General features: G+C 57.4%; 15 protein-coding genes and 5 tRNA genes. 15 read left to right on the forward strand and 5 right to left on the reverse strand.

All coding sequences use genetic code 11. The features are described from left to right. Positions 1–44: 44 nt before the first annotated feature. The 12 genes from KHO07_RS09370 to KHO07_RS09425 all read left to right on the forward strand — a co-directional run bounded on the left by KHO07_RS09370 (position 45) and on the right by KHO07_RS09425 (position 10473). A tRNA-Arg gene (locus KHO07_RS09370) sits at positions 45–121 on the forward strand. Positions 122–153: 32 nt separating this feature from the next. Further along, positions 154–229 (forward strand) — tRNA-His (locus KHO07_RS09375). Between the two features lie 57 nt (positions 230–286). Next, positions 287–371 (forward strand) — tRNA-Leu (locus KHO07_RS09380). Positions 372–448: 77 nt separating this feature from the next. Beyond that, positions 449–524 (forward strand) — tRNA-His (locus KHO07_RS09385). Positions 525–924: 400 nt separating this feature from the next. Further along, complete coding sequence (gene tig, locus KHO07_RS09390) at positions 925–2235, forward strand: trigger factor (protein WP_150736269.1); 1311 nt, start codon at positions 925–927, stop codon at positions 2233–2235. A 93-nt stretch (positions 2236–2328) separates the two neighbouring features. Continuing rightward, complete coding sequence (gene clpP / locus KHO07_RS09395) at positions 2329–2964, forward strand: ATP-dependent Clp endopeptidase proteolytic subunit ClpP (protein ID WP_053161532.1); 636 nt, start codon at positions 2329–2331, stop codon at positions 2962–2964. Positions 2965–3077: 113 nt separating this feature from the next. Continuing rightward, positions 3078–4361, forward strand: coding sequence for an ATP-dependent Clp protease ATP-binding subunit ClpX (gene clpX / locus KHO07_RS09400; protein WP_046032565.1), 1284 nt, complete (start codon positions 3078–3080; stop codon positions 4359–4361). 161 nt (positions 4362–4522) lie between these two features. Continuing rightward, positions 4523–6919, forward strand: coding sequence for an endopeptidase La (gene lon / locus KHO07_RS09405; protein ID WP_150736270.1), 2397 nt, complete (start codon positions 4523–4525; stop codon positions 6917–6919). A 149-nt stretch (positions 6920–7068) separates the two neighbouring features. Continuing rightward, a complete protein-coding gene (locus KHO07_RS09410; RefSeq protein WP_002552737.1) occupies positions 7069–7341 on the forward strand; it encodes an HU family DNA-binding protein in 273 nt (90 codons plus the stop codon). Positions 7342–7394: 53 nt separating this feature from the next. Then, positions 7395–7472 (forward strand) — tRNA-Leu (locus tag KHO07_RS09415). 102 nt (positions 7473–7574) lie between these two features. Beyond that, entirely contained in the window at positions 7575–9446 is a 1872-nt protein-coding gene (locus tag KHO07_RS09420) for a SurA N-terminal domain-containing protein (protein ID WP_212627015.1), read from the forward strand. A 199-nt stretch (positions 9447–9645) separates the two neighbouring features. After that, positions 9646–10473: a DUF2242 domain-containing protein gene (locus KHO07_RS09425; protein ID WP_212627016.1), complete on the forward strand. Its 828-nt coding sequence runs from the start codon at positions 9646–9648 to the stop codon at positions 10471–10473. Positions 10474–10788: 315 nt separating this feature from the next. Here KHO07_RS09425 and KHO07_RS09430 read toward each other — a convergent pair whose 3' ends face one another. Both KHO07_RS09430 and KHO07_RS09435 read right to left on the reverse strand, forming a co-directional pair. After that, entirely contained in the window at positions 10789–11829 is a 1041-nt protein-coding gene (locus KHO07_RS09430; RefSeq protein ID WP_150736273.1) for an AraC family transcriptional regulator, read from the reverse strand. 3 nt (positions 11830–11832) lie between these two features. Next, positions 11833–12963, reverse strand: a complete 1131-nt coding sequence (locus tag KHO07_RS09435; RefSeq protein ID WP_212627017.1) for a nitrilase-related carbon-nitrogen hydrolase — start codon at positions 12961–12963, stop codon at positions 11833–11835. Positions 12964–13249: 286 nt separating this feature from the next. Here KHO07_RS09435 and KHO07_RS09440 point away from each other — a divergent pair, with 286 nt between their 5' ends. Then, on the forward strand, positions 13250–14185 hold the full coding sequence (locus tag KHO07_RS09440) for a LysR family transcriptional regulator (protein ID WP_212627018.1): 936 nt from the start codon (positions 13250–13252) through the stop codon (positions 14183–14185). Here KHO07_RS09440 and KHO07_RS09445 read toward each other — a convergent pair. Together KHO07_RS09445 and KHO07_RS09450 are read right to left on the reverse strand one after the other, a co-directional pair. After that, on the reverse strand, positions 14170–14616 hold the full coding sequence (locus KHO07_RS09445; RefSeq protein WP_212627019.1) for a heme-binding protein: 447 nt from the start codon (positions 14614–14616) through the stop codon (positions 14170–14172). The genes KHO07_RS09440 and KHO07_RS09445 overlap by 16 nt on opposite strands. Positions 14617–14627: 11 nt before the next feature. After that, positions 14628–15977 (reverse strand): amidohydrolase family protein, encoded by a 1350-nt coding sequence (locus KHO07_RS09450; protein ID WP_212627020.1) that lies wholly within the window; start codon positions 15975–15977, stop codon positions 14628–14630. A 260-nt stretch (positions 15978–16237) separates the two neighbouring features. Between KHO07_RS09450 and KHO07_RS09455 the strand changes: the two genes are divergently transcribed. Together KHO07_RS09455 and KHO07_RS09460 are read left to right on the forward strand one after the other, a co-directional pair. Then, positions 16238–16624 (forward strand): nuclear transport factor 2 family protein, encoded by a 387-nt coding sequence (locus tag KHO07_RS09455; protein ID WP_212627021.1) that lies wholly within the window; start codon positions 16238–16240, stop codon positions 16622–16624. Positions 16625–16838: 214 nt separating this feature from the next. After that, on the forward strand, positions 16839–17300 hold the full coding sequence (locus KHO07_RS09460; RefSeq protein ID WP_212627022.1) for a transposase: 462 nt from the start codon (positions 16839–16841) through the stop codon (positions 17298–17300). A gap of 969 nt (positions 17301–18269) precedes the next feature. On the opposite strand, the gene KHO07_RS09465 is transcribed toward KHO07_RS09460, so the two are convergent. After that, positions 18270–19427 carry a prolyl oligopeptidase family serine peptidase gene (locus KHO07_RS09465; RefSeq protein ID WP_212627023.1) on the reverse strand — a complete coding sequence of 386 codons (1158 nt, stop codon included), beginning with the start codon at positions 19425–19427 and terminating at the stop codon, positions 18270–18272. Positions 19428–19477: the final 50 nt, after the last annotated feature.

Consider the following 19477-nt stretch of genomic DNA (forward strand, 5'->3'; position numbering starts at 1 on the left):
GAAAAGCACTTAGTTTGTAGTCCTTCAAGGGTACAGCTAACAAGGCGCCCGTAGCTCAGCTGGATAGAGCATCCGCCTTCTAAGCGGATGGTCGCAGGTTCGAGTCCTGCCGGGTGCGCCATTAGGCAGCTTTGGCACAAGTAGCGCAATATGGTGGGCGTAGCTCAGTTGGTAGAGCACGGGATTGTGACTCCCGTTGTCGTGGGTTCGATCCCCATCGTCCACCCCATATTTCGAAAGGCGCCAGATTAACAGTCTGGCGCCTTTGCTTTAAAAGCTTCATTCCGCGGATGTGGTGGAATTGGTAGACACACTGGATTTAGGTTCCAGCGCCGCGAGGCGTAAGAGTTCGAGTCTCTTCATCCGCACCAAATAAGCTTCACTCATGTCGATTGGCAGGATTGGGGTTCAACAGAGAAGTTGTTTGGCTTCTTTGTTACGCAATATGGTGGGCGTAGCTCAGTTGGTAGAGCACGGGATTGTGACTCCCGTTGTCGTGGGTTCGATCCCCATCGTCCACCCCATATTTCGAAAGGCGCCAGATTAATAGTCTGGCGCCTTTTTTGTTTCAGTGGATTGAGTTTCCAGCGGCTGCAGGTTCTGGGTCGCAGGGCAGGGCGTTTCGTCGTATTTATGTTACTCGATGATGCCGTGCTGCCCGCCGGCCTTGCTTGCGAGGGCGGCTGTCAGGGAGATGCCCGGCAACCTCTTCTATATAAGGAAGGGCTGGTGCAGAGCCTTGGCGTGATTGGCTGTATTTGCCACCGGGGCGAGGTGCATCCGTGCATCCGCACCTATAAATTGCCTGCTGCTTTTTTACCCGTTTTCAGTGGGGTGACTTCTTGAGTTTGACCCACTAGAATGCATGCCCTTGATTCTGGGGTCGGAAACGGCCGGCTAACGTCTGTGCAACGAGGAATATCCATGCAAGTTTCTGTTGAAAATACTTCTGCTCTTGAGCGCCGCATGAGCATCACCGTGCCGGCTGAGCGCATCGAGACTCAGGTCAACAAGCGTCTGCAGCAGACTGCCCAAAAGGCCAAGATTGCTGGCTTCCGTCCAGGCAAAGTGCCAATGAGCGAAATCAAGCGTCGTTTTGGCGCTGAGGCTCGCCAGGAAGCTGTAGGCGACGTCATCCAGTCTTCTTTCTACGAAGCTGTTGTCGAGCAAAAGCTGAACCCGGCTGGTTCGCCTTCGATCGAGCCTAAATCCCTGGAAGCGGGCAAGGACCTGGAATACGTCGCAGTTTTCGAAGTGTTCCCAGAGTTCACCGTTGCCGGTTTCGAAGGTATCGCCGTAGAGCGCCTGAGCGCTGACGTGTCTGATGCCGATCTGGACAAGATGCTGGACATCCTGCGCAAGCAGAACACCCGTTTCGAAGTGGCCGATCGCGCTGCCCAGAACGAAGACCAACTGAACATCGATTTCGTTGGCAAGGTCGACGGTGAAGTGTTCGCTGGCGGTTCCGCCAAAGGTACTCAGCTGGTTCTGGGTTCCGGCCGCATGATCCCTGGTTTCGAAGAAGGTCTGGTTGGCGCCAAAGCCGGCGAAGAGCGCGTTCTGAACCTGACCTTCCCAGAGGACTATCAGAACCTCGACCTGGCTGGCAAAGCCGCTGAGTTCACCGTGACCGTGAACACTGTTTCCGAGCCAAAGCTGCCAGAACTGACCGAAGAATTCTTCGCTCAATTCGGCATCAAGGAAACCGGTCTGGAAGGCTTCCGCGCCGAAGTTCGCAAGAACATGGAGCGCGAGCTGCGTCAGGCGATCAAATCCAAGGTCAAGAATCAGGTAATGGACGGTCTGCTGGCCACCAACCCGATCGAAGTGCCAAAGGCTCTGCTGTCCAACGAAGTTGACCGTCTGCGCGTGCAGGCTGTTCAGCAATTCGGTGGCAACATCAAGCCAGACCAACTGCCAGCCGAGCTGTTCGAAGAGCAAGCCAAGCGCCGCGTCGTGCTGGGCCTGATCGTGGCTGAAGTGGTCAAGCAGTTCGACCTCAAGCCTGACGAAGCTCGCGTTCGCGAGATGATCCAGGAGATGGCTTCGGCTTATCAGGAGCCTGAGCAAGTTGTGTCCTGGTACTACAAGAACGACCAGCAACTGAACGAAGTTCGCTCGGTTGTGCTGGAAGAGCAAGTTGTGGATACTGTTCTGCAGAAAGCTAGCGTGACCGACAAATCGGTCTCTTACGAAGAAGCGGTCAAGCCGGTAGAAGCTCCACAAGCCGACTGATTGTTTTTGCGGTAAGAAGCAAACACCATAAGCCAGCTCTCGAGCTGGCTTATGCGTATTCAAGACATAACTATTTGGGAGTGACTGCAGAGCATGTTCCGTAATTCGTATATTCAGCAGAACTCTGATATCCAGGCCGCAGGCGGTCTGGTCCCGATGGTTGTCGAGCAGTCCGCTCGTGGCGAGCGCGCCTATGACATCTACTCGCGTCTTCTCAAGGAGCGAGTAATCTTTCTGGTTGGTCCGGTAGAGGACTACATGGCCAACCTGATCTGTGCGCAACTGCTGTTCCTTGAAGCGGAAAACCCGGACAAGGACATCCATCTCTATATCAACTCCCCGGGCGGTTCGGTGACAGCTGGCATGTCGATCTACGACACCATGCAATTCATCAAACCCAACGTGTCGACCACCTGTATCGGTCAGGCGTGCAGCATGGGCGCGTTCCTGCTGACAGCCGGTGCCCCAGGCAAGCGTTACTGCCTGCCGAACTCGCGTGTGATGATTCACCAGCCACTGGGCGGTTTCCAGGGCCAGGCGTCGGATATCGAAATCCATGCCAAGGAAATCCTCTTCATCCGCGAGCGTCTGAACACGCTGATGGCCAAGCACAGCGGTCGCACTCTGGAAGAAATCGAGCGCGATACCAACCGCGACAACTTCATGAGTGCAGAAGCTGCGAAGGAATATGGTTTGATCGACGAAGTGATCAACCAGCGCCCAGCTTAAAAATAAGCAGCTCAAAATAGGCTTGGTCGGCTTGTCTGATCAGCGGCGGGCTTGAAAAAGCCCGCAATAGCCTTCATCTTGTGTTGCAAGCCTATCGGATTTGGATCGAACGAATGACTGACACCCGCAACGGCGAGGACAACGGCAAGCTGCTCTATTGCTCCTTCTGTGGCAAAAGCCAGCATGAAGTACGCAAATTGATTGCCGGCCCCTCGGTCTTTATCTGCGACGAGTGCGTCGACCTGTGCAATGACATCATCCGCGAGGAGGTGCAGGAAGCACAGGCCGAAAGCAGCGCGCATAAATTGCCTTCGCCTAAAGAAATCAGCGGCATCCTTGATCAGTATGTGATTGGTCAGGAACGTGCAAAAAAGGTTCTGGCCGTAGCGGTGTACAACCACTACAAGCGCCTGAACCAGCGTGACAAAAAGAATGACGACGTCGAACTCGGCAAGAGCAACATTTTGCTGATCGGCCCGACAGGCTCGGGTAAAACCCTGCTTGCCGAAACACTGGCCCGCTTGCTGAACGTTCCGTTCACCATCGCCGACGCAACCACCCTCACCGAGGCGGGTTACGTGGGTGAAGATGTCGAGAACATCATTCAGAAGCTGCTGCAGAAGTGCGATTACGACGTGGAAAAGGCCCAGATGGGCATTGTCTACATCGATGAGATCGACAAGATCTCGCGCAAATCTGACAACCCGTCGATCACCCGGGATGTTTCCGGTGAAGGCGTGCAGCAGGCCTTGCTCAAGTTGATCGAAGGCACGGTCGCTTCCGTTCCGCCGCAAGGTGGTCGCAAGCATCCACAGCAGGAATTCCTGCAGGTCGACACCCGTAACATCCTGTTCATCTGCGGTGGTGCGTTCTCTGGTCTGGAAAAGGTTATTCAAAACCGTTCCACCAAGGGCGGCATCGGTTTCAACGCAGAAGTGCGCAGCAAGGAAGAAGGCAAGAAAGTCGGTGAATCCCTGCGTGAAGTCGAGCCTGACGATCTGGTCAAGTTCGGTCTGATCCCGGAATTCGTCGGTCGTCTGCCGGTTCTTGCCACGCTGGACGAGCTGGATGAGGCTGCTTTGATGCAGATCCTCACCGAGCCGAAAAATGCTCTGACCAAGCAATACGCCAAGCTGTTCGAGATGGAAGGCGTGGACCTGGAGTTCCGCACCGATGCATTGAAGTCGGTTGCCAAGCGCGCGCTGGAACGCAAGACCGGCGCCCGTGGGCTGCGTTCGATTCTCGAAGGTGTGTTGCTCGACACTATGTATGAAATCCCCTCGCAATCCGAGGTGAGTAAAGTAGTGATCGATGAAAGCGTAATCGAAGGCAAGTCCAAGCCACTGTATATCTATGAAAACAGTGAGCCTGCTGCCAAGGCCGCGCCAGACGCTTAAGCGTCACGCAGTCGGAACAAAGAAGGGGCCTTCGGGCCCCTTTGCTTTTTGCGCGTTTTAACACTGTCTTTGTGCTTGTTTTTTTTGAAGGCAGCCCCCATCTTGGTTTCAAGCTTACTTCCATCTGTTTCCGGCCTTATGGCCGCCGTAGAGGCGAAATCATGAAGACAACCATCGAATTGCCTCTCCTGCCATTGCGTGATGTCGTTGTGTATCCGCACATGGTTATCCCGCTGTTCGTGGGGCGCGAGAAATCCATCGAAGCCCTCGAGGCAGCGATGACGGGCGACAAGCAGATCCTTCTGCTGGCTCAGAGAAACCCTGCTGACGACGATCCCGGCGAAGATGCGCTTTATCGCGTAGGTACGATTGCGACCGTTCTGCAGCTGCTCAAGCTGCCTGACGGCACTGTGAAGGTTTTGGTCGAAGGCGAGCAGCGGGGCGCTGTGGAGCGCTTCAGCGAAGTGGACGGTCATTGCCGTGCCGAAGTCTCGTTGATCGACGAAGTTGATGCGCCAGAGCGCGAGTCGGAAGTGTTTGTCCGCAGCCTGCTGTCGCAGTTCGAACAATATGTGCAGTTGGGCAAGAAAGTCCCGGCTGAAGTCCTGTCTTCGCTTAACAGCATCGACGAGCCTGGGCGCCTGGTCGACACCATGGCCGCGCACATGGCGTTGAAAATCGAGCAGAAGCAGGAAATTCTCGAAATCATCGATTTGTCGGCCCGGGTCGAACACGTTCTGGCGTTGCTGGATGCCGAGATTGACTTGCTGCAAGTTGAAAAACGCATTCGCGGTCGCGTCAAAAAGCAAATGGAGCGCAGTCAGCGCGAGTACTACCTGAATGAGCAGATGAAGGCCATTCAGAAAGAGCTTGGCGACAGCGACGAAGGCCACAACGAAATCGAAGAGCTGAAAAAGCGCATCGATGCCGCCGGCTTGCCGAAAGACGCACTGGCCAAAGCCACGGCCGAACTGAACAAGCTCAAGCAAATGTCGCCAATGTCCGCAGAAGCCACCGTGGTGCGTTCGTACATCGACTGGCTGGTTCAGGTGCCCTGGAAGGCGCAGAGCAAGGTGCGACTGGATCTGGCGCGTGCAGAAGACATTCTGGATGCCGACCACTATGGTCTGGAAGAAGTCAAAGAACGGATCCTCGAATACCTCGCCGTGCAAAAGCGCGTGAAGAAAATTCGTGGTCCGGTGTTGTGTCTGGTCGGTCCTCCGGGTGTGGGTAAAACCTCGCTGGCGGAGTCGATCGCACACGCCACCAACCGCAAATTCGTGCGCATGGCCCTCGGCGGTGTACGCGATGAGGCGGAAATTCGTGGTCATCGCCGGACGTACATCGGTTCGATGCCAGGAAGATTGATTCAAAAGATGACGAAAGTCGGCGTTCGCAACCCATTGTTCCTGCTCGATGAAATCGACAAGATGGGCAGCGACATGCGTGGCGATCCGGCATCGGCGTTGCTGGAAGTGCTCGATCCGGAGCAGAACCACAACTTCAACGACCACTATCTGGAAGTCGACTACGACCTGTCCGATGTGATGTTCCTGTGCACCTCGAACTCCATGAACATTCCGCCGGCGCTGCTGGACCGGATGGAAGTGATTCGTCTGCCGGGCTACACCGAAGACGAGAAGATCAACATCGCCGTGAAGTATCTTTCGCCGAAGCAGATCACTGCCAACGGTTTGAAGAAAGGCGAACTGGAATTCGATGCCGAAGCGATCCGCGACATCATCCGCTACTACACCCGCGAAGCCGGTGTGCGTGGGCTGGAGCGCCAGATTGCCAAGGTTTGCCGCAAGGCGGTCAAAGAGCATGCGCTGGAAAAACGCTTCTCGGTGAAGGTTACTGCCGACGATCTGGAACACTTCCTGGGCGTGCGTAAATTCCGCTACGGCCTGGCAGAACAGCAGGATCAGATCGGTCAGGTGACCGGGTTGGCGTGGACTCAGGTGGGTGGCGAATTGCTGACCATCGAAGCTGCTGTCGTGCCGGGTAAAGGCCAATTGATCAAGACCGGTTCGCTGGGTGACGTGATGGTCGAATCGATCACTGCGGCACTGACCGTCGTGCGCAGCCGCGCGAAGAGCCTGGGGATCCCTCTGGACTTCCACGAGAAGCGTGACACTCACATCCACATGCCGGAAGGGGCTACGCCGAAAGACGGTCCTAGCGCCGGTGTAGGCATGTGCACGGCGCTGGTGTCGGCATTGACCGGCATTCCTGTGCGCGCGGATGTGGCCATGACGGGGGAAATCACCTTGCGTGGTCAGGTGCTGGCGATCGGTGGTTTGAAAGAAAAACTGCTCGCTGCTCACCGTGGCGGAATCAAGACGGTGATCATTCCTGAAGAGAATGTTCGCGATTTGAAGGAAATTCCTGACAATATCAAGCAGGATCTACAGATTAAACCGGTTAAATGGATTGACGAGGTCCTGCAAATTGCGCTGCAATACGCGCCGGAGCCCTTGCCGGATGTGGCTCCTGAGATTGTCGCGAAGGATGAAAAACGCGAGTCCGATTCTAAGGAAAGAATTAGCACGCATTAGTACGTATTTGCCTGGGGGGCTTCCTTGACAGCTTTTTAGAGCCCTTGTTATAAAGCGGCTCTTAAGTGTCTGTAGGCCATTCAGCACTCGTTTTTGCTTTCACCAAAAAAACTTAGAATCATACTCAAATAGATATAAGGGGACTTAGAGTGAACAAGTCGGAACTGATTGATGCTATCGCTGCATCCGCTGATATCCCGAAAGCTGCTGCTGGCCGTGCGCTGGACGCTGTAATCGAATCCGTCACTGGCGCTCTCAAGGCTGGCGACTCGGTTGTTCTGGTTGGTTTCGGTACTTTCTCCGTAACTGATCGTCCAGCTCGTATCGGTCGTAACCCGCAGACTGGTAAGACTCTGGAAATCGCAGCAGCCAAAAAACCAGGTTTCAAAGCCGGTAAAGCACTGAAAGAAGCTGTCAACTAAGTTCGATTCAGGTTTTTGCCTATCCGGGTCGGGGTCAAGCCTGACCTGGCAGCGGAGCGGTAGTCCAGTCGGCAGGTCGCCGGTCCGAGACACCGAGGCTCGCAAGTTCGAGTCATCGGTCCGCTCCGCCAGTTACGAGAAGGCGCATCCTCGGATGCGCCTTTCTTCTATCCGGATTCTACCCACGCTCCACGGTTGCCTAATTTTGAAGTTCAACCGTTTATGGGGGACGCATGCTGCAGAATATCAGGGACAATTCACAAGGCTGGATTGCCAAGACCATTATCGGGGTCATCGTTGCACTGATGGCTTTGACTGGTTTCGACGCCATTTTTCAGGCCACGACGAGCAAGAATGAAGCGGCGAAGGTCAATGGTGAAGAGATCAGCCAGAACGAGCTGAGCCAGGCGGTCGATATGCAACGCCGTCAACTCATGCAACAGCTGGGCAAGGATTTCGATGCTTCCTTGCTTGATGAAAAAATGCTGCGCGATTCGGCGCTCAAAGGCTTGATCGATCGCAAACTGCTGCTGCAAGGCGCAGAAAACTCCAAATTCGCTTTCTCCGAAGCGGCTCTCGACCAGGTGATCCTGCAAACGCCTGAATTCCAGGTGGATGGCAAGTTCAGTGCCGAGCGTTTTGACCAGGTCATTCGCCAACTGGGCTACACCCGTATGCAGTTCCGCCAGATGCTGGCTCAGGAAATGCTGATCGGTCAGTTGCGCGCCGGTCTGGCGGGAAGTGGTTTTGTCACCGATGCACAGGTGCTGGCCTTCGCCCGTCTGGAAAAACAGACCCGTGATTTCGCTTACCTGAACATCAAGGCCGACCCGGCAGCGGTGAAGCTGACTGACGATGAAGTCAAAGCCTATTACGACGAACACGCCAAGGAATTCATGACACCGGATCAGGTGATCATCGATTACCTGGAATTGAAGAAGGCTTCCTTCTTTGATCAGGTCAGCGTCAAGGACGAAGACCTGCAAGCGGCGTATCAGAAAGAAATCGCGAACCTGTCCGAGCAACGCCGGGCTGCGCACATTCTGATCGAAGTGAATGACAAGACGACCGAAGCGCAGGCCAAAACCAGGATCGACGAGATCCAGGCACGCCTGAACAAGGGTGAGAAATTCGAAGCGCTGGCCAAGGAATTCTCGCAGGATCCGGGTTCGGCCAACAACGGCGGTGACCTGGGTTATGCCGGTCCTGGCGTCTACGATCCAGCGTTCGAAAAAGCGCTGTATTCGTTGAACAAGGATCAGGTTTCCGAGCCGGTTCGTACCGATTTCGGTTTCCACCTGATCAAGCTGTTGGGCGTGGAAGCGCCTGAAGTGCCGACGTTTGCCAGCCTGAAAGACAAGCTGACCCGCGATCTGAAGGCCGCACAAGTTGAGCAGCGTTTCGTCGAGGCGACCAAGCAATTGGAAGATGCTTCGTTCGAGGCTTCCGATCTGGCCCAGCCTGCACAGGACTTGAAGTTGACCATTCACACCTCCGCGCCGTTCGGCCGTGAAGGTGGTGAAGGTATCGCAGCCAACCGTGCCGTGATCACCGCTGCGTTCAGCCCTGAAGTGCTGGATGAGGGTGCCAACAGCACCGCCATTGAGCTCGATCCGGAAACCGTGATCGTGCTGCGTGCCAAGGAACACCTGAAGCCTGCGCAACTGCCGCTGGAAAAAGTGTCTGCCGCCATTCGCGTGCAACTGACCAAAGAGCACGCCAGTGCGGCTGCCAAGACCAAGGCTGAAGAGTTGATTGCCAGTCTGCGCGATGGCAAGACTCCACTGGACAAGGCGATTGACGGTCAGAACTGGAAAGTCACCGAAGCGGCGACCCGCGCTCAGGAAGGGGTAGACCCGACTGTGCTGCAAGCGCTGTTCCGCATGCCCAAGCCAGCCGGCAAGGACAAGCCGACGTTCAGCAACGTGACCCTGCCTGATGGCAGTCTGGTGATTGTGCGTCTGAATGGCGTGAACGAAGCTGCAACACCGACCGAAGAAGAGAAGGCTCAATACCGTCGCTTCCTCGCCTCGCGTGTAGGTCAGCAAGACTTCGCGGCGTATCGCAAGCAGCTGGAAAGCCAGGCCGACATCGAGCGCTTCTGATGTTTGACTGAGTTGAGGGTCACGAGAACCCCGGCCGAAAGGTCGGGGTTTTTTGTTACAGGTGTTACGACAAACGCGTGAGACGTTTACCCAATACTGGAGTCAACACACCTGTAACTGTTTTAAGACACAATCGTTGCGCCGCTAAGCATCGATCTGTTGCACAATACGCCCCGAACCGTTTTTCTCAGGATGTTCAATGTTTAAATCAATTCCCATGCGGGTTGTCGGGCTGGCGTTGCTGCTGGCCACTGCTGCCGGTTGTTCGTCGAAGAAAACCGCCATCTATGAGCATGAGAACTTCGACGACTCCGGAACATTTTCCCGTAACTATCCGGTGACCGATTCGGCGTCTTGCGAGGCCGCTCGTCGTGCGTTGCTCAGCCAGGGTTACATCATCACCAGCAGCGACCCGAAACTGGTCAGCGGGCACAAGAGCTTCCAGCAGACCGGCGAGACCCACATGGAAATCAGTTTCAGTGTGGTCTGTGCCGAAGACGGCAGTGCCGGGCATCACGCCACTGTGTTCGCCAACGCCTTGCAAGATCAATACGCACTGAAGAAAACCAACAACTCCGCCAGTCTTGGTGTCGGCGTGCTGGGGTCGGTGTCGATGCCGATCGGTTCGTCGGACGACTCGATGGTCAAGGTTGCGAGCGAAACCGTTACCTCCGCCAAGTTTTACGAGCGGTTCTTCGCGTTAGTCGAACTGTTCCTGCCCAAGGAAGTAAAGGAAGCGGCACACATTACCGAGAAGCCGAAAACCGATCTGGGCGTGCCTGAACCCAAGGCTGTGCCAGCGCCATTGGCCCCGGAGGCTGCCCCAGCGCCTGCACCTGCGGCAGAAGCGCCCAAAGCCGCCGATGAGCCGCCTGCCGCGTCCGAGCCGGTAGTACCGCCGCCTGAGGCTGCGCCGATCAACCCCGCTCCAGTTTCAGAGCCAGCCCCTGAGCCGCAAACCATTACACCGCCTGCCAACCCCAGCGACTTGCCTGCGCCCAGTGAGCCGATCAAGTCCATGCCGTGACGGCTAAGTTACATTTGCAAACGTTGATGCACATCAAGCCAGGCCGCTGTTCTGCGGCCTGAATCAAAAAAATCGCTGATAAATTCCTGACGGCCTGCTACGTTTTATTCAGTAGCGACGGAGTGTCGTGCCCGCGTCATTTTTCTTTCACACGGGCACCTTAATCTCAAAGTCGCTGACCACTGGATCAGACGTATTTTCCAATAAGCTGTGGGGGATCTAAAAATGGACGATTATCAAGAAGAGCTGCTCGAATATCAGGCGTTTGAACTGGACCCACTGGAACCTGCAGAAGACGCTACCGAGTTGTAGGCGTCAGGCGGATTGCCGATGACTGCGGCGAAACTCGCCGGGAGTCTGTCCGGTCCAGCGTTTGAAAGCGCGTTGAAACGCTTCGGCTGAGGCAAAGCCCAGCAGGTAGGCGATTTCACCGAACGCCAGTTCGGTATCGCGAATGTAGGTCATGGCCAGGTCGCGACGGGTGTCGTTGAGAATTGCACGAAACTGCGTGCCTTCTTCAGCGAGTTTACGACGCAAGGTCCAGGTAGGCAGCTTAAGGCGTGCCGCCACTTCTTCCAGGTCGGGTTCCCGACCACCATTGAGCAACGGCCCCAGTAACTGAGTGATGCGTTCACGCAGGCTACGGGTGCGTGTCAGTTGCTCCAGTTCACGTTCACACAAGCTCAGCAAATGGCGCCAAGTGCTCGGACAATGCTCGGGGTTGCGTTGGGCGAGGCTGGCCAGGCTCAGGCGCAGTTGATTGTGTTCGGCACCAAACTGTATCGAACAGTCGCCCAATGCGTCGTAGGCGGCGCTGTAGTCGGGCGCTTCGAATTCGATCTCGATGCGTTCGGCCTTCAGTGGGGCAGGGCTCAGGCTGGATAATTGCTGCAACCAGCCAGCGATGATCGAATCCACCACGAAGCGGTTATAGCTGTTGTAGGGGCTGATGGAATAGAAGCGCAACCAGGCGCCTTGCGGGTCTTCGTGAAAGCTCGAATGACCGCGATAGTTGGAGCCGTACAACGCTTCGAAGCGAATCAGGCAGCGCGCCGCCTCGCGTACCGTTGGCGCCTGGGCTGCGGTGATGCCCGCCAGGCCGGCCTGGCTCAGACGGCTGAGTTGTCCCATGCGCAAGCCGAGTGCCGGGTTGCCGGTCAACTGAATCGCACTGTGCCCCAGGCGCATATAACGCGGGATCGACAGTCGGGCACCCGCTTCGCCGAGGCGGGCCGCGTCCAGGCCATATTGCTCCAGCAGGGGCTGTGGATCAGCCCCGAGGCTGCGCACGGCGTCCGCCAGGCTATGAACGAAGCCTACCGATAAATCGCCGAGACGCATCGGCATCGGTTTCATGGCTTACAACCACAGGTTCAACAAACGCGCACCGCGGGCATTGCCATCGGCAAAGTGCTGGCCGTTGCTGCTGAGAAAACTTTGCCCGGCGCTGGGCTGATCCCAGAACTGGCCGCGCAAGAACACGCTCATGCCGGCGATGGCCCGGCTGGAGGGGGCTTGTGTGGTCAGGGTCAGGTGACGCCAGGCCTGGCCTTCGCTGAGCTCCCCGGGCTTGAGGCTGACCGAACCGGGTGTCGACGATCCCTTGTAGCCGCGCCACGGTTGATCCCAGGTGCCTCGGCCGACGACGAAAGCGGGGACCGCGACGAGTTGCGCCTGTTCAGCGTCGAGCTTGCGGTAGTTGTCCGGGTACCAGCTGTCGCTGCCGATCAGCACGCCAAGGCGCCCGGCCGGGGTGTCGACGACGTTGAGGGTATGGTCGCCATTGGCCTTGATCGCATCCTGTTGTTCAAAGACCGGATGCATCTGGCGCTGCGGCTGGCCGATGGGCAAACCATCGCGGCCGAAGACCACACTGCTGTTGTACAGCGGGCCGCGGCCGATTTTCAGTTTGCCGTCGATCACGCTTGGATCAGGAAGCACGATGGAGCCGGCCACCAGTGTCACGTCGAACTCTTTCGCCAGCCCGCCGAACAGCGCCTGATAGTCCTTGGCCATGCCTTTGGCTTTCATCCGCAAGTGCGCATCGTCCAGACGGCTGTCACCCTCGGCGCCGATCAGCGCGCGGACGAACTTCAGCGGATTGCTCACGGCCAGCCAGTTCATGGCTTCCTTGAGTGTGGTGGCCTGGTACAACTCATCTTTTTCGCCGGTGACCATCAGCCAGGTGCCGACATGTTCCGGCAGCACCACGACGGTTTTCTCATTCAACAGACCTTGATCCCGGGCCTTTTGCAGGTAAGCGGCGAGCTTGCGGTGCAGGCGTTCAGGGCTTTGGTAATCGGTGGGAAACAGCTCGGGCTGGATGCCCAGCAGGTTGCCCCGGTCGGCGGGTTGGCCCTGGTCGACGGCGAGATCGATCCGCAGGTCTGAGAGGTAATGACCCACCGGGCGGTCTGCGGCCCACATGGCGTAGGTTGTAAGAGCGGCGACCAGCGCCATGGAGAAAGTCAGGTACAGAAGTTTGCGCATGGGGAAACAGATGACAACCGTGTGCGAGAGTTCATGATTTTGCATTCAGATCGGGTACGAGACTACGGCAAAACAATGGGTTGGCGAAAGGAGTAGCCCTTTTGCAGAGGATTTTTCTGTGCAACAGGCACCTCCAGGCGCAGGTTTTCAGGGGTATTCGGGTGAGCGCCCGTTGATATCTCTGTTCGCGATACCTCCTAACGAAGTATGCGATTGGTGGGACCGATAAAGGGTCCCCTACATTTGGGGCCTGCCCGTCATCACATCAAATCTGTATGGGAAAAGCATGCGGTATCGACGTCTCGACCTGAACCTGTTGGTGGCCCTGGACGCCTTGTTGAGCGAATGCAGTGTCAGCCGGGCCGCCGAGCGTTTGTGTCTGGGACAGTCGGCGACCAGTTCGGCGCTTGGCCGTTTGCGTGAGCATTTCAACGATCCGTTGCTGGTTCAGGTCGGGCGGCGTCTGGAGCCAACAGCCTTGGGGCTCGAGCTCCTGCCCAAGGTGCACGAAGCCCTGGCTCTGACGCGGGAAATTGTTGATACGCCGGCAAGTTTCGATCCGGCCACTTGCACTCGACAGTTCACCTTGGTGGCTTCGGACTACGTGGTCGGCGTGTTGTTGCCTGCGGTCAGTCTTGAGTTGGCGCGCGTTGCACCCGGGGTGCGTTTGAATCTGCGAGACCTGCCTGTGCCGCGTGATGGTGATGTGGTCAGCGAAGCGCTCGATTATCGCCGCAGTGATTGTGTGATTGTGCCGCAGCGACGGTTGAACCCTGCTTACCCCTACGTACCGTTGATGAGTGACCCGTTGTGTTGCATCGTCTGCGCTCAACAGCCGCAGTTCGCCGAGGGCTTGAGCCTCACCGGTTACTGCGCTGCCGAGCATGTGGTCCGAGAGTTCGCTGATGGGCGAAACCTGGCGATGGATGCCATGCATCTGCATGAGTTGGGCGTTCATCGAAAGGTGGCGGTGGCCGTTGAAAGCTTCGCGCTGATGCCGGAGTTCATTGTCGGCACTGCGCGAATCGCCACCGTATTTCGCCGGCAAGCAGAGCGTTTTGCCCAGCGTTATCCACTGCGCATTCATCGCGCACCGCTGGCTTTTCCGGACGCCGTACAGGTGCTGCAGTGGCACCCGTATCAGGAACGCGACCCGGCGATGATGTGGTTTCGCGGCCTGCTGCTTGAGCAGGCCGCATTGCTTGATCAACCGGCCAGATGATCACCGGTATCGGCCACCAGTCCGGCCTGGTCAATGGCCTGCACAGCGCAATGCTCATCATTGTCCGAGGTGTCGCCGCTGATGCCGATGGCGCCCAGAATCTTCCCCTCGGTATTACGAATCAGCACACCCCCAGCCACCGGAATTACTTCGCCAGCGGTCAGGCTGTTGATTGCATTGAAAAACGCCGGCATCGCTTGCGCACGCCGTGCCAGCTCACGTCCGCCGAAGCCCATTCCCAGGCAGCCGCGCGCTTTGCCGGTGGCGATTTGCGGGCGCAGGAAACTGGCTTGTTCATCGCGCAGGACCACCAGTGGATGACCCGCTGTATCCAGCACGACGGCGGCCAGGGGCTTAATCCCGCTTTCTCGAGCGATCCGAATCGCGCTGCTGGCGATGTGGATGGCGGTGATCAGATCAAGTGTGTGCATGACGTCGATCCTCATACGGCCCACTTGCCCAGTTGGGCAACGCGGTCGCGGGTATACAGGTCAGTCCATTTCAACGAGTTGAAATCAGACACTTGCTTGGGGTTGTAGGGGCTGCGTTCCATGCGCACCGGCTGCCCGGCCTTGTACACGGCTTTGAGCCGTGAGCGGTCTTGAAGGAGACGGATGTCATGCAAGGGCGAGCCGTCGAGCAACAGGAAGTCCGCTTGTTTGCCTACTTCCAGGGAGCCGAGGGTCTCGCCACGCGGCATGCAGCGCGCCCCGACAGCGGTGGCTGCATACAACGCTTCGGCGGGTGTGAAGCCCAGGCGAGTGACCAGCAATTCCAATTCACGCGCATGCCATTCGCCATAAGGCGTCACGGCAAAGCCGCTGTCACTGCCACAGGCGAAAGGCACGCCGGCGGCTTTGGCGCGTTTGAGCACCGCCGACCCGACGTCCAGCGTGCGTGCGCAGTAACCGGCGTAGCCGCTGCTGATGGCCGGGTCGTGGGGCTGACAAAAGTCCACGGTGTTCTGCGGGAAGGTCATGGTGGGCGCGAGGATACTGCCGGCTTCAAGCAAGGCCTCGATGCAGGCGTCGTCCATATAAAAGGCGTGGAACACCAGATCGACACCGGCGCGTGCGGCGTACATCACCGCCTCGCGACCATAGGCATGGGTCGCTACTTTGCAACCCAGGCGATGCGCTTCCTGAACCATTTCATAGGTTTCTTCAGCGGTGAATGCGGCGATGATTTCACCGTTCGGCCGACGATGCGTACCGTCCATGGCGATTTTGATCAGGTCAACGCCATCCTTCGCCTGCTTGCGGATTTCTGCCAAGGCTTCGCTGCGGCTGGTGACGAGGCGTGCAGTGAAATATTCCGGTGCGCCCACGCGACTCGGAAACCAGTCATTGAGGCTCTGCCGATTAGTGATCACCCGGCTGCTGGCCGCGATGCGCGGACCCTCGAACAGGCCCGCAGCGATCGCATTGCGCACCGCGATGCTGAGCTGGCCGCTGTCACCCGGGCACACCATGCTGGTCACGCCTGCGGCCAGTACGTGTTGAGCGAAGAACATGCCACGCAGCGCACGGAATTCGTCGCTGGTCCAGATATCGATGTCTTCTTCGCTCTGCGCGTTGCCGAAGGCCAGATGGGTATGCACGTCCACCAGACCCGGCATGACAAAATTATCGCCGGCGTCCACAACCGTGTCCCCCGGTTGTGGCTGCGGCGCCCGGGCAGTCGGGCCGACATACGCCAGCAGGCCGTTTTCCACGACCAATGTCTGCTGCTGACGGGTTTCCAGGCCGGTCCCGTCGAACAAGGTTTGGCATTTCAGGTGCAGGGTATTCATGGCGTTTTCACTTTGCTGATTGTTATGCAAAGCGAGGCTAGGATGCGGGTGTGAATGCCACCAGCAACTTGCATCAATGGTCGGGTATTGATGGCGTCGATAGCTGTCGTGCAGCAACGGCGGCGGGGCCTTTGCGGCGATGAGCGGGACGCAGGAGCGGGTATCGCGAGTGACGATGGCTGGCATCGTGATCGACGATTTTTTGTACCCTGGATCGCGAGTCTATGGTGCGCGCTCATCACCCACAGAGAGCCATTGATATGACTACCGCAGCCGTGAAAAACGAACTCCTGGCACTTGAACAAGAGCGCCGCCGGGCATTGGTTGAAGAGGATTACTCGCGAGTCGCCGAGCTGTTCGCCGACGACCTGGTGTACGTGCACACCACGGGCCTGGTGCAAGGCAAGACGGACTATCTGGATTACGCAAAAAGCGCCGTACAGTATCTGGACATTGAGCGCGGCGAGTTGCTGATCCGCTTTTACGGAGAACAACTGGCGGTCATGACGGGTACGCAGTGCAACACACTGCGCAAACGCGGCGGCGATCAGTCGATTCGCGGTGAAGGGTTTGCCACGCAGGTCTGGACGCTTGGTACCAACGGCTGGCAGATCAGTTCGTTCCATGGCACACGTGCGCCGAACTGAGTTCGTTCAGAGGTCAGTGCAAACGCTATCGCCGGCAAGCCAGCTCCTACGGGTTTTCGGGTGCCTGGTGATTGTTGGCATCACGCAATTCTGTAAGAGCCGGCTTGCTGGGGATGGCGTCCATACGGTCACATCCAGAACCAAACTGTGACAACGCTCCTCAATCTTGCGCACTAGCCTTGTGTTTCGATTTCCAACACAGGAGGGCAATGGAATGCCTGATCTTCCCCACGCCAATCGCTTGCGCGCCGGACGCTATTCCCAATCCGGGCGAATTTATCTGCTTACTGCGGTGACCCGAAATCGCGAACAGCTATTCACCCATTGGCTGACAGGCCGGTTGCTGGTGCGGCAATTTCAACAGGCTCACACGGACGACCTGGCGGAATCCCTGGCCTGGGTCGTCATGCCTGATCATTTTCATTGGCTGGTCGAACTCAAAAACAGCACCTTGCCGGCATTGATGCTGGCCACCAAATCTCGTAGCGCGCGAGCAATCAATGCTCACCTGGGCCGAACAGGAGGTGTTTGGCAAAAAGGTTTTCATGACCGTGCCATCCGCTACGAAGAGGATTTAATTGAAGCCGCTCGTTACGTCGTCGCCAACCCAATACGCGCTGGTCTTGTCAGGCGTGTGCATGATTACCCATTGTGGGACGCTAAATGGCTGCAGTAGCCGGCTTGCTGGCGATAGCGATGGTGAATGTGACGGCGCCATCGCTGGCAAGCCAGCTCCTACAGGTTTGTGGGGGCACGGGAATTGTTTGGTATCACACAAATTTGTAGGAGCCGGCTTGCTGGCGATAGCGATGGTGAATGTGACGGCGCCATCGCTGGCAAGCCAGCTCCTACAGGTTTGTGGGGGCACGGGAATTGTTCGGTATCACCCAATCCGTAGGAGCCGGCTTGCTGGCGATAGCGGTGGTGAATGTGACGCCGCCATCGCTGGCAAGCCAGCTCCTACAGGTTTGGGGTACAGGGGATAGATTGGTAACACAAATTTGTAGGAGCCGGCTTGCTGGCGATAGCGGTGGTGAATGTGACGCCGCCATCGCTGGCAAGCCAGCTCCTACAGGTTTGGGGTACAGGGGAAAGATTGGTAACACAAATTTGTAGGAGCCGGCTTGCTGGCGATAGCGATGGTGAATGTGACGCCGCCATCGCTGGCAAGCCAGCTCCTACAGGTTTGTGGGGGCACGGGAATTGTTTGGTATCGCACAAATTTGTAGGAGCCGGCTTGCTGGCGATAGCGATAGCGATGGTGAATGTGATGCCGCCATCGCTGGCAAGCCAGCTCCTACAGGTTTGCGGGGTACGGGAATTGTTCGGTATCACCCAATCCGTAGGAGCCGGCTTGCTGGCGATAGCGATGGTGAATGTGATGCCGCCATCGCTGGCAAGCCGGCTCCTACAGGTTTGCGGGGTACGGGAATTGTTTGGTATCACACAAATTTGTGGGAGCCGGCTTGCTGGCGATAGCGATGGTGAATGTGATGCCGCCATCGCTGGCAAGCCAGCTCCTACAGGTTTGGGGTGCACGGGAGTTGTTCGGCATCACCCAAATCCGTAGGAGCCGGCTTGCTGGCGATAGCGGTGGTGCAGGTTATGCCGCCATCGCCAGCAAGCCGGTTCCTGCAGGAGGCTGTCAGTCGGTGTGGCCACCCAGGTTTTCGGCCACCCAGTCGGCGATGTACTGACCCGCGTTGATGCTGTTGTCAAAGCTGGAATGCTGCACGCCACCTTCGCGTTCGGTGAAGATCTTCAGTTCACGTTTAGGGCTGTTGACCAATTGCTCATAAGTACGATGTGCCCACTTCAACGGAATCTGCGAATCCTTTTCACCGTGGGTCACCAGGAACGGCACCTTGATCCGGTCCAGCACGCCGTCCAGATGGACGTTTTCGGCGATGGTCATGAACTCGTCCATGTCTTTTGCACCCCATACCCACTGCACGTGCGCCCAATAGTGCGGGACGGGGAAGCTGCCTTCTTTTTCCAGGCGACGCTTTTGCACATCGCGCCAGTCATGATTCGCACCCCACACCACGCCGCAGGCAAACCGTGGCTCGAAGGCCACCGCGCGCGGGCAGTAATAACCGCCGAGAGAGACGCCCTCCAGGCCGATACGCTTGGCATCCACATCGCTACGGGTTTCCAGCCAGTCGACCACGCGGCTGGCCCAGTGCTCGCTGTCGTAACGGGCAATCAGGTTATGCAGGCGCAGCGCTTCACCCGTGCCGGGCTGGTCGATGATCAACGACGAGATGCCGCGTTTGGCCAGCCAGGCCGGCAGGCCGACGCGGTATTTCATTTCCTTGGTCGAGTCCAGCCCGTTGACTTGCACCAGGATCGGCGCCGGACCGGTGACGCCTTCGGCACGCACCAGCAAGCCGGAAATATGTCTGCCCTCGTAGGGGATCTCAACGCGCTCGCAGTTCTCCCGCGACAGTTCGATACCGCGTTTGAAGGTCTGCAAAAAACGCTGGTACAGCTCGGTCCGGCCCGGCGCGCCATGGGCCTGAAGGCGTTCGCAAGTGAGGTAATAGGTGGCGGCGCGGTTGTACTTTTCACCGGCAGACAGCAGTCGGCCATTGCCTTCGTCTTCCTCGGCCAGGCCGCAAAGCTTGTCGGCCATTTTGGCCCAGGTCTCGCGAAATGCCTTGGTGCCCGCCGCGTCGGGTTGCTTGGCGGCTTCCTGCAGCGGTGCGCACATCTCTTCGATTTCGCCGATGCGGGCGCCCATCTCGATGGCCAGGTTGACAGAAAGATTCCAAACGTAATTGGTCGGGAAATAACGGAACATGATTGTTGTTGTCCTTGTGGTTGCCTTGAGCGTTCACAAGGCACGTTAAG

Source organism: Pseudomonas sp. PP3, assembly GCF_905336995.1.
GTDB classification, from domain to species: Bacteria; Pseudomonadota; Gammaproteobacteria; order Pseudomonadales; family Pseudomonadaceae; genus Aquipseudomonas; species Aquipseudomonas reinekei.

Excerpts from the sequence above, each read along its gene's own strand:
- tig (WP_150736269.1), top strand. The coding sequence starts at position 925 with ATGCAAGTTTCTGTTGAAAATACTTCTGCTCTTGAGCGCCGCATGAGC.
- clpP (WP_053161532.1), top strand. The coding sequence starts at position 2,329 with ATGTTCCGTAATTCGTATATTCAGCAGAACTCTGATATCCAGGCCGCA.
- clpX (WP_046032565.1), top strand. The coding sequence starts at position 3,078 with ATGACTGACACCCGCAACGGCGAGGACAACGGCAAGCTGCTCTATTGC.
- lon (WP_150736270.1), top strand. The coding sequence starts at position 4,523 with ATGAAGACAACCATCGAATTGCCTCTCCTGCCATTGCGTGATGTCGTT.
- KHO07_RS09420 (WP_212627015.1), top strand. The coding sequence starts at position 7,575 with ATGCTGCAGAATATCAGGGACAATTCACAAGGCTGGATTGCCAAGACC.
- KHO07_RS09425 (WP_212627016.1), top strand. The coding sequence starts at position 9,646 with ATGTTTAAATCAATTCCCATGCGGGTTGTCGGGCTGGCGTTGCTGCTG.
- KHO07_RS09430 (WP_150736273.1), bottom strand. The coding sequence starts at position 11,829 with ATGAAACCGATGCCGATGCGTCTCGGCGATTTATCGGTAGGCTTCGTT.
- KHO07_RS09435 (WP_212627017.1), bottom strand. The coding sequence starts at position 12,963 with ATGCGCAAACTTCTGTACCTGACTTTCTCCATGGCGCTGGTCGCCGCT.
- KHO07_RS09440 (WP_212627018.1), top strand. The coding sequence starts at position 13,250 with ATGCGGTATCGACGTCTCGACCTGAACCTGTTGGTGGCCCTGGACGCC.
- KHO07_RS09445 (WP_212627019.1), bottom strand. The coding sequence starts at position 14,616 with ATGCACACACTTGATCTGATCACCGCCATCCACATCGCCAGCAGCGCG.
- KHO07_RS09450 (WP_212627020.1), bottom strand. The coding sequence starts at position 15,977 with ATGAATACCCTGCACCTGAAATGCCAAACCTTGTTCGACGGGACCGGC.
- KHO07_RS09455 (WP_212627021.1), top strand. The coding sequence starts at position 16,238 with ATGACTACCGCAGCCGTGAAAAACGAACTCCTGGCACTTGAACAAGAG.
- KHO07_RS09460 (WP_212627022.1), top strand. The coding sequence starts at position 16,839 with ATGCCTGATCTTCCCCACGCCAATCGCTTGCGCGCCGGACGCTATTCC.
- KHO07_RS09465 (WP_212627023.1), bottom strand. The coding sequence starts at position 19,427 with ATGTTCCGTTATTTCCCGACCAATTACGTTTGGAATCTTTCTGTCAAC.